Source organism: Bacillus sp. SG-1, from assembly GCF_000181495.1.
GTDB lineage: Bacteria > Bacillota > Bacilli > Bacillales > Bacillaceae_B > Rossellomorea.
Genome location: NZ_ABCF01000032.1, coordinates 1 through 16,543, shown reverse-complemented (window position 1 = coordinate 16,543; position 16,543 = coordinate 1). Strand labels below are relative to the sequence as shown.

Here is a 16,543-nt window from a genome sequence, read left to right as displayed (position 1 = left end):
TTGCTTTGTCAAGCTATGCATGAATTGAATTTCGACATCATGAAAATACTATTCCTATTATTGTTTTAAGAAGGAGAGTGTCTGGTGTAATGAATTTCAGCATGAATCAAAATCAATCTAATAAAAACGAAGAAAAAGAAAAAGAGGGTAAGCCTTCAGGGTTAATGGAAAAAATTCAACAGCTTGGCCAGACGAATGTGCCGCAGCTTTCAAATGATTCCAATATCCATTGCTTGACGATTGTAGGCCAGATTGAAGGGCATATGCAGCTCCCTCCGCAAAATAAGACAACTAAATATGAGCATGTCATTCCTCAGTTGGTGGCAATTGAACAGAATCCCAAGATAGAAGATTGCTGGTGGTGCTGAATACAGTAGGAGGAGATGTTGAAGCAGACTGGCCATCTCAGAAATGCTGGCCTCCCTTTCAAGCCACCGTCTCATTGTACTTGGAGGAGGCCATTCAATAGGTGTTCCATTGCTGTTTCGTGTGATTATTCTTTCATAGCCGGTACCGCGACTATGACCATCCACCCAGTGAGACTAACAGGACTGGTCATCGGGGTTCCGCAAACGTTTGAGTACCTGGATAAAATGCAGGACAGGGTTGTTAATTTTGTTACAAGGCATTCCAAGGTGACGGAAGAAGATTTCAAAGAATTAATGTTTGCCAAAGGCAATTTGACAAGAGATATCGGAACCAATGTTGTAGGAGAAGATGCGGTGAAGTACGGGTTGATTGATGGAGTCGGCGGTGTCGGTGAAGCTATCAAAAAATTGAACGAACTTATCGAACTTAAGGGTGGCACTAAGGAAGAAGGGATCATTCAATGATCCTTCATACTACTGTTCCCCAGGAACTCATATTTCCGACTGAGCAAAGTGCCTATTCCCAGCAGACTGTCGTTGAGTGGCAGGGAATTCCTTTGCTTGTTGAGCAGTCCCAGCAGCAATATAAAGTGATCAGAGTGATGAGCAGCGATCCGGCCCACTATTTGAATGATCAAATTTGTCCCGGACAGTATCTGCAAATGTAATCTTTCCATTGATTTTCGCCAATGAGAGTATATGATATAATAGATGGAGAAAGCGGCAATAAATAGCAACTCAAGGACTAACTTTCCGAAATATACGGGACTGGTATTTACCGCTGATGATGGAGCGGTACATACCAGCCCTTTCTTCATCTATATGATTCAGTCAGCAAACAGTCGGGAAATCCCAAGGCCTGGGAATAACAGCATAATATAAGAGAATTTAGGTGAAAGAACATTGGCGAAAAGGAAAAGAAGAAGAAGTGAAAAATCCAGCAATATTAAACAAACGATAAAATACGAATTAATTGGCATGCTGATGATAGCACTGAGCTTAATAGCGATCATCCAGCTGGGGGCAGTCGGTAAAGCATTTGTTCACTTCTTTCGTTTTTTCCTCGGTGAATGGTATATGCTTGCGTTTGTAGGCATGTTGGTTACTGCAGGATATATGATGATTAAGAGGGAACTTCCCAATTTCTTTTCGAGAAGGCTCGCCGGGCTATACATAATTTTAATAAGCACATTGCTCCTCAGCCATGTAAAGCTGTTTGAACTGCTTTCCAATGATGGTGCATTTCAGAATCCAAGTGTAATTGCAAACACTTGGGAGCTTTATTGGATGGAAGTACGAGGGGAATCCAGCACATCGGATCTTGGCGGTGGAATAGTAGGATCCATTCTATATGCAGTTTCTTTTTTCCTGTTTGATTCGGCCGGGACTAAAATCCTGTGTATGGCGTTAATTGCTATTGGCCTTGTCCTCATTACAGGCAAGTCATTTGGAACAGCCCTAGGCAAAATGGGGAATGCATCAACTGAATTTATCAGCAACCAATGGACAGCTTTCAGCGAAGATATGAAAGAGTGGAAAGAAGAAAGACTTGAGAAAAAGGAAGAAAAGCAGCAAAAGAAAAAAGAAAAAGTGAAAGAAAAAGCAGAAGTGGAATCAATGGAGGTACCGGCTGAAGAGGCGAAGGTCGAGCCGATTATTTCCAGTTTCAATGAAAGAGCCTATCCAGCAGAAACAGTTCCTGCAGGTGGAGAAGCAGAATCACTTCCTCCTTCCCCTGATGGAGTTGAAAATAAGGACGGAGATACACCGACTCCGTCTGCAGGAGACGATGAAGCTCCGCCCATTACGTTTACTGAGGTGGAAAATAAGGACTACACACTTCCGCCTATTTCAATATTAGCCAGACCCAGCCAGACAGATCAAAGCAATGAATATCAATTGATCCATGCCAATGCAGCAAAGCTTGAACGTACCTTCCAAAGCTTTGGTGTTAAAGCAAAGGTAACACAAGTTCACCTTGGACCGGCCGTTACAAAATATGAAGTTCATCCCGATACTGGAGTGAAAGTAAGCAAAATCGTCAACCTTAGTGATGACCTTGCACTGGCACTTGCTGCGAAGGACATCAGAATTGAAGCACCAATTCCCGGTAAATCCGCTATTGGGATTGAAGTGCCCAATTCTGAAGTGGCGATGGTGTCCTTAAGGGAAGTCCTTGAATCCAAGTCCAATGATAAGCCAAACTCAAAACTATTGATTGGCCTTGGCCGTGACATAACAGGTGAAGCTGTGTTGGCTGAATTGAACAAGATGCCCCATTTGCTTGTTGCAGGTGCAACAGGAAGCGGTAAAAGTGTATGTATCAACGGCATCATAACAAGCATACTGATGAGGGCAAAACCACATGAAGTCAAACTGATGATGATCGACCCTAAAATGGTGGAGCTGAATGTCTATAACGGAGTGCCGCATTTGCTGGCACCAGTTGTAACGGATGCTAAAAAAGCTTCGCAGGCATTAAAGAAGGTAGTAAGTGAAATGGAGAGAAGATATGAGTTATTCTCCCACACAGGCACCAGAAATATTGAAGGATACAACGACCATATCAAAAGGCATAACCAGGAAAATGAGGAAAAACAGCCTGAGCTTCCTTATATTGTCGTTATAGTGGATGAGTTGGCGGACTTGATGATGGTGGCATCCAGTGATGTAGAGGATGCAATTACCCGTCTTGCCCAAATGGCCCGAGCGGCCGGCATTCATTTGATAATTGCCACACAGCGGCCGTCTGTTGACGTTATCACAGGGGTCATTAAAGCGAACATTCCATCCAGGATAGCATTTGCCGTTTCTTCACAGACGGATTCAAGGACCATATTGGACAGCGGGGGTGCAGAGAAGCTTCTGGGCCGCGGAGACATGCTGTTCATTCCGGTCGGAGCTTCAAAACCGACAAGGGTACAGGGAGCGTTCCTATCTGACGAAGAAGTGGAAGAGGTCGTGGATTACGTAATCGGCCAGCAAAGAGCACAGTATCAAGAAGAAATGATTCCGGATGAAGTACCGGAAGGAGACAGTTCAGCTTCGGTAGATGACGATCTTTATGATGAAGCTGTACAGTTAATTGCAGAAATGCAGACAGCCTCTGTTTCAATGCTGCAGAGAAGATTCAGAGTAGGCTACACAAGAGCTGCAAGGTTGATAGATGCCATGGAAGAGCGAGGGGTCGTCGGCCCTTATGAAGGAAGTAAGCCTAGAGCCGTTTTGATTGGAAAACCTTCTGAAGAACATTCATCATAACGAACTGTCCGGAATTATTCCGGACAGTTTTTTGTGGGAAAATCAGGGATTTAATAGCCGATAGGTCCTTCATTGAAAAAGAACCTTAAGAAACAATAGGATAACCTGATAAGAAGGGAAGAAAAAGTTGTAAGCGTTTTTTCACCTGGAAAAAAATAAATGTGAGGTAGTGAGGTCAGACCTCTATCCTTCTAGCTCTTTAATGTGTTATACTTTATTAAGCGCTTACATTAGCTTCTCTTACTTGAAAATGTCGTCTTCAATAAATTCCCATGCCGGCAAAACAGCCCATTCTTGCCATTGAAAATTTAGAAAGTTTCGATTTTCTGCTTTTTTCGACAAAAATCTAATAATCTATTTATTTATTTTTTTAAAAATGATATAGTATTTTGGATTAGTAGGAAAGATATACATCATAGTCTGGTGTCTTGAGAAAAAATGGTGGTGGTTCATGGATGACGATAAAAGCAGACAATAGGCATTTGTACTTACAAGTGATCGACCGTCTAAAAAAAGATATTGAAGAAGGTCTGTATCAAGAAAGAGAAAAGCTGCCTTCTGAATTCGATCTCGCGAAACAGCTGGGAGTAAGCCGGGCGACACTGAGAGAAGCATTAAGGATTCTCGAAGAAGAAAATGTCATTATTCGCAGGCACGGGGTGGGAACCTTTGTAAACGCTAAACCGCTCTTTACTTCCGGTATCGAGCAGTTAAACAGTGTCACGAATATGATTAAGCAGGCAGGCATGGAACCTGGGACCATTTTCTTAAGCTCAAGTTTTCAAGGCCCGACAGATGAGGATATCCGACGTTTCTTATTGGAAGAGGAAGAAGACATCGTCATGGTGGAACGTGTGAGAACAGCAAACGGGGAACCGGTTGTTTATTGTGTGGATAAAATGCCATCCGCAGTGTACCCGCACAAATTCACCACTGATGTGAATTCTCTTTTTGAAATACTTGAACAGGAAGAGAATAAAAGAATCACCTATGCCGTAACCAACATTGAGCCATTGGGATACCATGATAAAATTTCTCCCATTCTCAATTGCGACCCGGAGTCTGCCTTGCTTGTTCTTAAGCAGCTGCACTTCGATGAAAACGACAATCCGATTCTTTATTCAGTCAACTATTTCCGCTCGGACAAGTTCAGCTTCCAAGTGTTGAGAAAACGGGTCTGATCAATTCTGTAAGTCTATTTTTCTTACTACAATCACATAATTTACAGGGGGTAACCAAGGTGAAAAAACGTAAATTTGGTTTAGCGCTTTCAATGCTGCTTGCGGCAGGAACATTTCTTGGTGCATGTGGAACTAACAATGATACTGAAGATGCAGCACCGGCTAAAAATGGTGAAGGCGATGCATTTACTGTAGCAATGGTAACGGATGTCGGCGGAGTTGACGATAAATCTTTTAACCAATCAGCTTGGGAAGGTTTGAAGGCATTTGGTGATGAGAATGGGTTGGAAAAAGGCAAAAGCGGATATGACTATCTTCAATCTCAATCTGATGCTGACTATGCCACTAACCTTAATAAATTGGTGCGCCAGGATTTTGACCTTGTATATGGTATCGGATTCCTAATGTATGATGCAATCAATGAAATTGCACAACAGCAAAAGGATGCTCAGTTTGCAATCGTGGACGCAGTTGTTGAACAGCCAAACGTAGCAAGTATTACTTTTAAAGAACAGGAGGCTGCCTACTTAGCTGGTATTGCAGCTGGACTGGCAACTAAATCAGACAACATCGGTTTTATCGGTGGTATGGATATTGAAGTTATTACACGCTTTGAAGCTGGATTCGTCGCAGGTGTAAAAGCTGTGAACCCAGACGCAAAAATTCAAAGTGAATACGCAGGTGCTTTCGATAAAGCAGAACTAGGACAAACTATTGCTTCTAAAATGTACTCTTCAGGTGCAGACGTAATCTTCCATGCAGCTGGTGGTACAGGTAACGGACTTTTCAAAGAAGCTCGTGACTTAAAAGCTAAAGATCCAGACCGCTTTATCTGGGCGATCGGTGTTGACTCTGACCAATCGGCTGAAGGTATTGTAGAGGCTGGCGGCGAAGAGAAAAATGTCATTCTGACTTCCGCTCTTAAGCGTGTCGACAACGCAGTTCTTGACCTTGCTACAAAGGCAATGAACGGTAACTTCCCTGGTGGAGATGTTATCACTTACGGTCTTGTTGAAGAAGGTGTTGGATTAGCGCCTGTCAATGAAGAAGTTCCGAACAAAGATGAAATCAATTCAACTGTTGAAGAACATAAAGAGAAAATTGTTAATGGTGAAATTGAAGTTCCTGTAACTGTAGAATAATCTTTTAGATGGATAGGCTGGCTGCCATTTGTCAGCCGCTTATCCATTTTTCATAAAACCCTAACTGAAGCGCAGAATGCTTTCTGTCCTTCATTTAAGGTTTTATATCAAAAAGGTTAATAATTTATGAAGTCTGACATCTAACTTTAAAAGGGATAGATCCCCAGCTTAGCAAGGAGTGAATATTAATGGAATATGTAATAGAAATGCTCAATATTCGCAAGGAATTTCCCGGGATTGTCGCAAACGATAACATTACCCTTCAATTAAAGCAGGGAGAAATCCATGCATTGCTAGGAGAAAATGGTGCCGGAAAATCCACTTTGATGAACGTCTTATTCGGTTTGTATCAGCCTGAGGAAGGCGAGATCAAAGTAAGAGGCGAGAAAGTCAGCATTACGAACCCAAATATTGCAAATGATTTGGGGATCGGGATGGTACATCAACACTTTATGCTAGTCGATACATTTACAGTTACTGAAAACATCATATTAGGAAGAGAACCGAAATCCGGGGCAACAGTTGATGTTAAGAAAGCAGAAAAAGAAATCAGGGAGATTTCTGACCGGTATGGTTTAAAAGTTGATCCCGATGCGAAGATTTCTGATATTTCTGTCGGGATGCAGCAGCGTGTGGAAATATTGAAAACACTTTATAGAGGCGCAGAAATCTTAATTTTTGATGAACCGACGGCTGTTCTTACCCCCCAAGAGATTAAAGAACTCATCCAAATTATGAAGACACTTATCCAAGAAGGTAAATCTATTATCCTTATAACTCACAAACTGAAAGAGATTATGGAGGTTTGTGACAGAGTGACTGTTATCCGCAAAGGTAAAGGGATAGATACCGTTGATGTAGAGACCACGAATCCGACTGAACTGGCAAGCTTGATGGTCGGCCGTGAGGTTTCCTTTAAAACGGAAAAAATAGATGCCAATCCTCAGGGCAATGTTTTAGAGATTGATAATTTAGTTGTCAAAGATTCTAGAGGGGTGTCGTTATTAAAAGGTCTTGATTTAAATGTAAAAGCCGGTGAAATCCTTGGTATTGCCGGGGTTGATGGCAACGGACAAAGTGAATTGATTGAAGCGGTCACAGGTCTGATGAAGGCCGAGAGCGGCCATATCCGCTTGAATAATAAAGATATCACGAATATGAAACCTCGTAAAATAACAGAATCGGGAGTAGGCCATATCCCTCAGGACAGACATAAGCATGGACTGGTTCTTGATTTTCCAATCGGGGAAAATATGGTGCTGCAAACGTATTACCAAAGTCCGTTTTCAAAAAAGGGTGTCTTAAACTTTAAACAAATTTATGATAAAGCGCGTTCTTTAATAAAAGAATTTGATGTGCGTACTCCATCTGAATATACAGAGGCGCGGGCTCTGTCTGGAGGAAATCAACAGAAAGCCATCATCGGCCGTGAAGTTGACCGTAACCCAGACTTGCTGATTGCTGCACAGCCTACAAGGGGACTTGATGTAGGTGCCATCGAATTCATCCATAGAAGGTTGATTGAACAGCGTGATAATGGCAAGGCTGTCTTGCTGATTTCATTCGAATTGGATGAAATCATGAATGTGAGCGACCGGATTGCCGTTATTTATGAAGGGCAGATCATTGAAATCGTTGATCCTAAAGAAACAACAGAACAGGAACTTGGATTGTTGATGGCTGGGTCAAAACGTAAGAAAGAAGGTGAATCAGCCGATGTCTAATCGCTTATCAAATTTGCTTATACCTGTTATTTCGGTATTGCTTGGAATCATAGTTGGAACAATCATCATGCTTATCAGCGGTTATGACCCTGTAAGTGGGTACACAGCATTGTGGCAAGGGGTTTTTGGTGAGGTTTATTATGTAGGAGAAACAGTTCGTCAGGTTACCCCATATATCCTGGCAGGACTGGCTGTAGCGTTCGCTTTTAGGACAGGTCTTTTCAACATTGGAGTGGAAGGTCAGCTTATCATGGGCTGGGTTGCAGCTGTATGGGTAGGTTTGGCATTTGATGATCTGCCAAAGATCATTCACCTGCCGCTGGCTGTTCTTGCAGCAGCGGCAGCGGGGGCTGTCTGGGGCTTCATTCCTGGCTTCTTGAAGGCTAAATATCGCGTGCATGAAGTTATCGTGACTATCATGCTGAATTACACAGCTCTTCATATTACCAATGCCATTATTAGAAACATTTCCGGTAAGGACAGTACTGAGCGTGTGCCGGAAAGTGCTTCACTGTCGTCTCCTTTCCTAGAGGCCTTGACCGATTACTCACGTATGCATTGGGGAATTTTCATTGCGTTGATTTGTGCATTTATCATGTGGTTTTTACTAGAGAAGACAACAAGGGGATACGAGTTGAGATCTGTTGGCTTTAACCAGAACGCTTCTCAATATGCAGGAATGAATGTTAACAGAAATATTATTTTGTCCATGGTCATCTCAGGTGCATTTGCCGGTTTGGCGGGTGCGATGGAAGGGCTTGGAACATTCGGTTATGCTTCAATTAAAGGCGGATTCACAGGGGTAGGATTTGACGGTATCGCCGTTGCCCTGTTGGGAGGAAACGCTGCGATCGGTGTTATCCTTGCTGCCATCCTTTTCGGAGGACTGAAAATTGGAGCGCTTAATATGCCACTGGAAGCAAATATTCCAAATGAATTGGTTGATATCATTATTGCCTTAATTATTTTCTTTGTTGCATCAAGTTACATGATCCGCTGGGTCATCCAGCGATACAGTAAAAAGGGGGTGAAGTAAGTGGGTTTAATGGATGTCCTGCTTATTATAATTCCATCAACTTTGCTTTGGGCTACACCACTTATTTTCACTGCTCTCGGGGGAGCATTTTCAGAAAGATCAGGTGTTGTAAACATCGGTCTTGAAGGATTGATGGTTATAGGTGCCTTTTCGGCAATAGTATTTAATCTGACTTTCGATGATACTTTCGGTGACGCTACCAAATGGATTGCGCTGCTGGTGGCTATGGTAATGGGAGGATTGCTTGCAGTACTTCATGCACTTGCTTCCATAACATTCAGAGCAGACCAAGTTGTCTCTGGTGTTGCAATAAATTTATTGGCGATCGGTGCCGCGTTGTTCCTTGTTAAGCGTATCTATGGAAAAGGTCAAACAGACATTATCCAGGAAAGCTTCGGGAAGGTAGATGTTCCATTCTTAAGTGATATTCCGCTTATTGGAGACTTATTCTTTACAAACACTTACTGGCCACCATTTTTGGCTATCATCGTTGCAGTTTTCGTTTGGTTTGTTATGTTTAAGACGCCATTCGGACTTCGTCTCCGCTCTGTAGGAGAACACCCGATGGCGGCAGATACGATGGGTATCAACGTGACAAGAATGCGTTATATCGGAGTAATCTTATCAGGGGCACTGGCAGGTATCGGAGGAGGAGTATACGCTCAATCAATCTCTTCGGACTTCAGTCATGCTACAATAAGCGGACAGGGATTCATGGCGCTGGCTGCATTGATCTTCGGTAAGTGGCATCCACTTGGAGCTATGGGTGCAGCGATTTTCTTCGGATTCGCGCAAAGTTTGAGCATCATCGGGCGGAGCCTTCCATTATTGGAGAACATTCCAAGCGTGTACTTACTGATTGCTCCATATGTATTGACGATTATTGCGCTTACAGGTTTTATCGGACGTGCCGATGCACCAAAAGCACTTGGAACTCCGTATATAAAAGGAAAACGCTAATAATAACAGACTGAACCCTCTTTTATCGGGTAAGTTCAGACTCTAGACAAACCCCACTTCAACATAGTTGAAGTGGGGTTTGTTGGTATTTGAAGTAAAAAGTCTTTGCCATACCATGTCCAGTCAGCTTGTTTATGTACTTGTCAACAATAAGTATAGGCATCACCTGCAATGATTTTTTTCTCCCAATGCAAGCCATGATACACTCAGTTTGGGGACTGCAGCCGTCTTTCGCTAGATCATAAATGAATTTAAAATAATAACTGTTAACGATTGATCTTGAGGGAAAACACTTAGAGGATGGAGAAATCAAATAGAATTGACTGTTTCCTCTAAAGTTTAGGCATTAAAAACATCTAAAGTATACAAAGAGTTGATTTGAGCGGAGAGTGCTCGCCGCCCGTCCCGTGGAGTAGGGGATCTGTAACGGAGATTAACTATTTAATCTAAAAAGGGAATAGGTCACCAAAGGGAGTATTTATTTAACATAAGTATGTGTAACTCTTCATATATTTTTATTTTTTGAAATAGTATACAAGTAAGTTTTGCCTGAGAAATTTGTTATTACTTGAAAACGTAATTCTGCAAGATGTATAGTTAAACATAAATACCAGCAAAATAGTAATGATAGGCTTATTTTGAAGTGGCTTATAAAAGGAGGATGGCAAATGTCTAAAGTCAATGAAGTAGTGAAAACGAAAAAAGGTTATTCGTTACATATCGTCAAGACTGATAAATATAAGACAAACACTCTTGTTTGGAGAATGAAGTCTCCTTTGAAAGCGGAGGAAGTGACATTGAGGGGTCTCCTGCCTCATGTCCTTCAAAGCAGCTCTAAAAAGTATCCAAGCACAACGGCGCTCCGATCTTATCTTGATGAATTATATGGAGCTAACTTTTTCGTGGATCTAGCCAAAAAAGGTGAATATCACGTAATGAGCTTTTCGGTTGAAGTGGCGAATGAGAAGTTCCTTAAGGATTCTGAACCGCTTTTGAAAAAAGGATTGCAATTCCTTGCCGACGTTGTATTAGATCCTAATGTGGAAAATGATTCTTTTCATGATGAAACGGTTGGCAAAGAAAAGCGGAATCAAAAGGTAAGAATTCAGTCCGTTTATGATGACAAAATGAGATATGCAAATTCCCGTCTGGTTGAGGAAATGTGTAAAGGTGAGGCGTATGCCCTTCATCCAAATGGAATCCTTGAAGACGTGGAGAAATCCACTGCGGAAGCCCTTTATCATTATTACCAGGAAGCCATCCAAAAGGATGAGCTCGATTTATATATTATCGGCGATGTAGATGCAGAAGAAGCTGAAAGAATGTGTGATGAAATCTTCTCCTTACAGGACAGAGAACCTCTAAAGCTCAGTGAACCCACCACCACTGCTGCCGAAGATGTAAACGAAGTCATTGAAAAGCATGATGTAAAGCAAGGAAAGCTGAACATTGGTTATCGGACAAATGTCAGGTATGGCAGTGAAGACTATTTTCCGCTGCAAGTCTTCAATGGCATTTTCGGTGGTTTTTCCCATTCAAAGTTATTTATCAATGTCCGCGAGAAGGCAAGTCTGGCCTATTATGCTGCCAGCAGGCTTGAAAGTCATAAAGGTCTGATGATGGTGATGTCGGGAATTGATGGTAAAAATTACGAGCAGGCAGTGACCATCATTAAAGAACAAATGCAGGCAATGAAGAATGGTGATTTTACAGATGCGGAAATCCAGCAGACAAAAGCCGTCATCCGCAACCAGATTCTCGAGACCATTGATACACCACGCGGGCTGGTAGAAATCCTTTACCATAACGTAGTAGCCGGGAAGAAAATCGGACTGGATGAATGGCTTGAGAGTATCGAAAACGTTTCAAAAGAGGAGATTACAGCAGTAGCTCAAAAAGTGAACATGGACACCATCTATTTTCTTACAGGAATGGAGGGATAAAGTATGGAAAAAATCTCATTTGATCAGCTTCAAGAAGAATTATTTTATGAAAAAATGGATAATGGCTTACAGGTATATGTACTTCCTAAGAAGGGATTTAACAAGACCTATGCCACTTTTACAACAAAGTACGGCTCAATAGATAATCACTTTGTGCCTAAAGGAAGTAAAGAATATACAAAGGTCCCTGATGGAATTGCCCATTTCCTTGAGCATAAGCTGTTTGAAAAAGAGGACGAGGATGTATTCCAGAAATTCAGTAAGCAAGGTGCATCTGCCAATGCGTTTACTTCTTTTACAAGGACAGCCTACTTATTTTCTTCTACCTCCGAAGTCGAGAAAAATCTTGAAACGCTGATCGACTTTGTGCAGGCCCCTTATTTTACAGAAAGTACGGTTGAAAAAGAGAAGGGGATCATCGGCCAGGAAATCACAATGTATGATGATAATCCGGATTGGCGTTTGTATTTTGGTGTCATTCAAAATATGTATAAAAACCATCCGGTTAAAATTGATATAGCAGGAACAATTGAATCCATTTCACATATCACGAAAGATATGCTGTATCAGTGTTATGAAACCTTTTACCACCCGAGCAACATGCTCATGTTCATCGTGGGTCCTGTAGATCCGGAAAAAATCATCCAACAGGTCAAAGACAATCAGAGTAAAAAAAATTATGAAGAGATGGATGAAATTAAGCGCAACTTTGATGAAGAGCCGGTAGAAGCGGCTGAGAAAAAGCAGGTCCTTCATATGAACGTCCAGACGCCAAAATGCCTTGTTGGAGTAAAAGCGATCAACACGGAAGCACAAGGTGAGGAAATGCTGAGGAATGAGCTCTCCATGAATATCGCTTTAGACATGCTATTTGGCAAAAGCTCGGAAAATTATTTTTCATTATATAATGACGGAATTATTGACGAAACTTTCCATTATGATTTCACCCAAGAGAAAGGTTTCGGCTTTGCCATCCTTGGGGGAGACACACAGAAACCAGATGAACTGGCAGAACGCATTACGAACATTCTCTTGGACGCAAATGCAGGGAACGCTTTAACAGAAGAGGCGCTTGAGCGGACGAAGAAAAAGAAAATCGGCGCTTTCCTGAGAGCCATCAACTCTCCTGAGTACATTGCAAATCAGTTTACCCGGTATGCCTTCAATGAAATGGATTTATTCAATGTGGTGCCGACTTTGGAGAAGATTACATTCGAAGATATACAATCTGTTGTTGCTAAGTTCTTTGAAGAAGAGCGATTTACTGTTTGTCAGGTTCTGCCGAAAGAAAAATAATGCACAAGCCAAAAAAGGGGGAATCCCCTTTTTTGTTTTGTGAATTTAGGAAAAAGGGTGAGGAATTCATGAGGAAGTTTGCATTGATAACCGGTGCTTCAGGGGGAATAGGGAGGCAGACTGCCCTCACATTAGCTCAACAGGGCTGGAGCTTGTATCTTCATTATCATTCAAATGAACAGGCGGCAAAGAAGCTTCTGGAGGAACTTGTACAATACGATGGAGAATTCATTCCCGTGAAAGCAGACTTAACTGCTGCAAACGGGGCAGAAGTGCTTCTATCTCAAATTTTTCAGGTCGATGCCGTCATATACGCAAGCGGCAGGCCACTGTACGGATTATTCCAAGACATCATGGATCAGGAGATGGATGAGATGTGGAATCTCCATGTGAAATCACCAATGAAAATTCTGCAGGGCCTTCTGTCGAAATTATTGAATAGTTCCATTGGGAGTTCTGTTCTTGTCAGTTCCATTTGGGGACAGACAGGAGCTGCATGTGAAGTGTTATATTCCACCGTTAAAGGAGCACAAATTGCACTCGTCAAATCGTTAAGTAAAGAATTGGCCAGGAATAACATCCGTGTTAATGCGGTTGCTCCTGGAGCGGTGAATACAGACATGATGAGCAGTTTTTCAGAGGAAGAATTGTCACTGATTGCTGATGAAATTCCGATGGGAAGAATGGCTGAACCGATTGAGGTGGCCCAGACCATTGAATTTCTGCTATCAGAGAAGGCCTCCTATATTACGGGGCAGGTGATATCGGTCAATGGCGGCTGGTACACTTGATTTCTCCTTAAACGAGCACCTATAAGGCCGGACTTTCGGGTGAAGGGTAACGAGTAGTGTGGAAACGTGCCCCTACAAGGCTGGGATCTCAAGTGAAGGGAAACGCTTAGAGAAAAAACATGCACTTACATAGCTGAGATCCCAAGTGAACAGGAACGGTATATGAATGTTTATTTAATATATAGATGATGAATATTTTCCTTTTGAAGATGCAAACTAAGCTTGTATTTCATTAAAGAAATGCAAACAAGGCCTTTAACTGCAGAATGAGGCCTGAAATAATGCATGACTTTTAAGGAGGCTCCATTTATGTCTGTACTGGATAACTGGCAAGATTGGAAAAACTTTTTGGGTGACCGTCTAAATCAAGCTCAGCACGAAGGAATGCAGGGCGGTGTAGTATCAGACCTTGCATACCAAGTGGGTGACTATTTGGCAAACCAGGTTGAGCCTAAGAATGAACAAGAGAAAGTTTTAGCGGACCTGTGGTCAGTTGCTTCGACTGAAGAGCAGCATGCAATTGCCAATATGATGGTCAAACTGGTTAAGAATGACGGAACTCGCTAAGAGAGGACTAGCTCCTCTCTTTTTTTTATTTGCTTATCTGTCAGCCCTCATTTAAGATTGGAAGTCCTCTCTTTCTTTAGGAACAATTACTTTCAACTTCAGACATGAAAGGTTTAATCTTCGTTGAAAACCCTTCCATCTTTTCCTGATGTGCTATGAAATGATTCAATTTTCCTCTTTAAGGGTAAGATGAAAATGAAATGACTAAATATTACGGTCATTTGTAAGGTTTTCCTTTTCTAATAACCGAAAATCATATATTATAGAAGCTAACGAGACATGACTTAAATTCTCTAATTATCAGGAGTTATGTAGAAGTTTGCTGAATAGTAAATGTCACTTTAAACTTTCGGGGGGATTCTTATGGAACGAAAAGAATGGTATTTAGAATATGAAATTCAAAAAAACCGTCCTGGGCTCCTTGGTGACATTTCATCACTGCTTGGCATGCTTTCAATCAATATTGTTACAATAAATGGTGTAGATGAAGGACGCAGAGGTATGCTGCTATTGGCAAACAGCGATGAGCAAATTACCAGGCTTGAATCGATATTGCAGACAATGGATACGATAAATGTAACAAAGCTTCGAGAACCCAAGTTAAGGGATCGTCTTGCGGTAAGGCATGGCCGATATATTCAAAGAGACGCAGATGATAAGAAGACTTTCAGGTTTATCAGGGACGAACTTGGCTTGCTGGTTGATTTCATGGCAGAGCTCTTTAAGCAAGAAGGACATAAGCTTGTAGGGATAAGAGGAATGCCAAGGGTGGGTAAAACAGAATCGGTTGTAGCCTCTTCCGTTTGTGCCAATAAGAAGTGGCTGTTTGTTTCTTCCACATTACTTAAACAGACCATCCGGAGCCAGTTAATTGATGATGAATACTCATCTGAAAACATCTTTCTTATCGATGGAATCGTCTCTACCAGGAGAGCAAATGAACGGCATTGGCAGCTGGTCAGGGAGATAATGAGACTTTCTGCTGTTAAAGTAATCGAGCATCCAGATATTTTTGTGCAGAACTCTGAATACTCACTGGATGATTTTGACTATATCATCGAACTTCGAAATGACCCTGACGAAGAAATTACATACGATTTGGTAGAAAAGAACAACTTCTTTCAAAACTCAGATTTTGGAGGATTCGATTTTTAAAATTGGCAGGTGTTTGTTTTGACTGAACTAGGAGCACGACTCAAAGAAGCTCGTGAAGCGAAAGGCTATTCCCTGGATGATTTGCAGAATATGACAAAAATCCAAAAGCGATATTTAATGGGGATAGAAGAAGGAAATTACGATATGATGCCCGGCAAGTTCTATGTCAGGGCTTTTATTAAGCAATATGCAGAAGCAGTCGGTTTAAATCCTGAAATGATCTTTGAAGAATACTCTAACGATATCCCGGTGACAAATACGGGCGACCTGCCGGAGTTGTCAAGAGTGCAATCTAGAAAGCCGGTCTCTCAAAGCTCATCTAAAGTGATGAATGTAATCCCGCGAATTCTTGTAGCCCTTTTTGTCATAGGCGCTATTTTCGTTGTATGGTATCTTCTGCCGAATCAAATCGGAAATGACAATGCCGGAACAGATGATACTCAGGAAGAGAGTGTGGATTATTCCGAATCTGATGAAGTCCAGCAGCCTGACGATGAGAGTGGAGATTCTGAAGAATCTACAGATGCCGATAGCGATTCCGAAGGCAGCGAAACGGGGCAAAGTGAAGAAGAATCGGAAGAACCTGTTGAGGAACCGTCCCAAGAAATCACTGTAGCAAATGTAAGCGGCAAAGAAACGACTTATGAGTTGAAGAATACAGATGACTTTAACTTGGAAATTTCAGCAACTGGTGATACGTGGATTGGCGTCTATAATTCCAAGGATGAACAGCTTTTTAATCAGATGATGAAAGAAGGCGACACCCAAACGTTCGAACTTTCACAAGACGGGGAAGCATTCATCGTAGTCGGTAATGCTTCAGCGACGAACATCAAGGTCAATGAGGAACAAATCAATTATGAAGTATCACCAACAGAAGTTGTAAGACAGGACATCATCATTAGACGTTCTGCTCAAGAATAGTCACCTTGTGGCTATTCTGTTTTGTTATGATTCGAGGAGGTAGTAAGAGTGAATTTACCAAATAAAATTACTGTGTCGAGGATATTTTTGATCCCGCTATTTATGATTATCATGCTTTATCCATTTGATTGGGGCACCATCTCTTTTCTTGGCGCAGACATGCCAGTAACACACTTTGCAGGAGGATTGTTATTC

At 41.8% G+C, this 16,543-nt stretch carries 14 protein-coding genes and 1 pseudogene; all 15 read left to right on the top strand.

Annotation, left to right across the window (positions count from 1 at the left end):
* The first annotated feature begins 101 nt into the window (after nucleotides 1-101).
* A pseudogene (locus tag BSG1_RS12740) lies at nucleotides 102-833 on the top strand (ClpP family protease).
* Nucleotides 830-1,036 (top strand): YlzJ-like family protein, encoded by a 207-nt coding sequence (locus tag BSG1_RS12735; RefSeq protein ID WP_006837473.1) that lies wholly within the window; start codon nucleotides 830-832, stop codon nucleotides 1,034-1,036. Before BSG1_RS12740 ends, BSG1_RS12735 begins: the two are co-directional and overlap by 4 nt.
* Nucleotides 1,037-1,271: 235 nt before the next feature.
* On the top strand, nucleotides 1,272-3,629 hold the full coding sequence (locus BSG1_RS12730) for an FtsK/SpoIIIE family DNA translocase (RefSeq protein ID WP_006837472.1): 2,358 nt from the start codon (nucleotides 1,272-1,274) through the stop codon (nucleotides 3,627-3,629).
* A gap of 455 nt (nucleotides 3,630-4,084) precedes the next feature.
* Nucleotides 4,085-4,810 carry a GntR family transcriptional regulator gene (locus BSG1_RS12725; protein ID WP_006837470.1) on the top strand — a complete coding sequence of 242 codons (726 nt, stop codon included), beginning with the start codon at nucleotides 4,085-4,087 and terminating at the stop codon, nucleotides 4,808-4,810.
* 59 nt (nucleotides 4,811-4,869) lie between these two features.
* On the top strand, nucleotides 4,870-5,952 hold the full coding sequence (locus BSG1_RS12720) for a BMP family lipoprotein (protein ID WP_006837469.1): 1,083 nt from the start codon (nucleotides 4,870-4,872) through the stop codon (nucleotides 5,950-5,952).
* Between the two features lie 188 nt (nucleotides 5,953-6,140).
* Nucleotides 6,141-7,676 carry an ABC transporter ATP-binding protein gene (locus BSG1_RS12715; protein ID WP_006837468.1) on the top strand — a complete coding sequence of 512 codons (1,536 nt, stop codon included), beginning with the start codon at nucleotides 6,141-6,143 and terminating at the stop codon, nucleotides 7,674-7,676.
* A complete protein-coding gene (locus BSG1_RS12710) occupies nucleotides 7,669-8,712 on the top strand; it encodes an ABC transporter permease (RefSeq protein ID WP_006837467.1) in 1,044 nt (347 codons plus the stop codon). Before BSG1_RS12715 ends, BSG1_RS12710 begins: the two co-directional genes overlap by 8 nt.
* Nucleotides 8,713-9,672, top strand: coding sequence for an ABC transporter permease (locus BSG1_RS12705; RefSeq protein WP_006837466.1), 960 nt, complete (start codon nucleotides 8,713-8,715; stop codon nucleotides 9,670-9,672).
* Nucleotides 9,673-10,340: 668 nt separating this feature from the next.
* The gene (yfmF, locus tag BSG1_RS21130) at nucleotides 10,341-11,615 is read left to right on the top strand and encodes an EF-P 5-aminopentanol modification-associated protein YfmF (RefSeq protein ID WP_006837464.1); all 1,275 of its coding nucleotides are present in this window, start codon (nucleotides 10,341-10,343) and stop codon (nucleotides 11,613-11,615) included.
* 3 nt (nucleotides 11,616-11,618) lie between these two features.
* Nucleotides 11,619-12,911, top strand: coding sequence for an EF-P 5-aminopentanol modification-associated protein YfmH (gene yfmH / locus BSG1_RS21125; RefSeq protein WP_006837463.1), 1,293 nt, complete (start codon nucleotides 11,619-11,621; stop codon nucleotides 12,909-12,911).
* A 68-nt stretch (nucleotides 12,912-12,979) separates the two neighbouring features.
* A complete protein-coding gene (gene ymfI, locus BSG1_RS12690) occupies nucleotides 12,980-13,702 on the top strand; it encodes an elongation factor P 5-aminopentanone reductase (protein WP_044022862.1) in 723 nt (240 codons plus the stop codon).
* Nucleotides 13,703-14,011: 309 nt separating this feature from the next.
* Nucleotides 14,012-14,269 carry a DUF3243 domain-containing protein gene (locus tag BSG1_RS12685; RefSeq protein ID WP_006837461.1) on the top strand — a complete coding sequence of 86 codons (258 nt, stop codon included), beginning with the start codon at nucleotides 14,012-14,014 and terminating at the stop codon, nucleotides 14,267-14,269.
* 363 nt (nucleotides 14,270-14,632) lie between these two features.
* Nucleotides 14,633-15,424, top strand: coding sequence for a DUF3388 domain-containing protein (locus BSG1_RS12680; RefSeq protein WP_006837460.1), 792 nt, complete (start codon nucleotides 14,633-14,635; stop codon nucleotides 15,422-15,424).
* A gap of 18 nt (nucleotides 15,425-15,442) precedes the next feature.
* Nucleotides 15,443-16,348, top strand: a complete 906-nt coding sequence (locus BSG1_RS12675; protein WP_044022861.1) for a helix-turn-helix domain-containing protein — start codon at nucleotides 15,443-15,445, stop codon at nucleotides 16,346-16,348.
* Between the two features lie 48 nt (nucleotides 16,349-16,396).
* Nucleotides 16,397-16,543: CDP-alcohol phosphatidyltransferase family protein (locus BSG1_RS12670; protein ID WP_044022859.1), on the top strand; the 147-nt coding region annotated here is incomplete at its 3' end.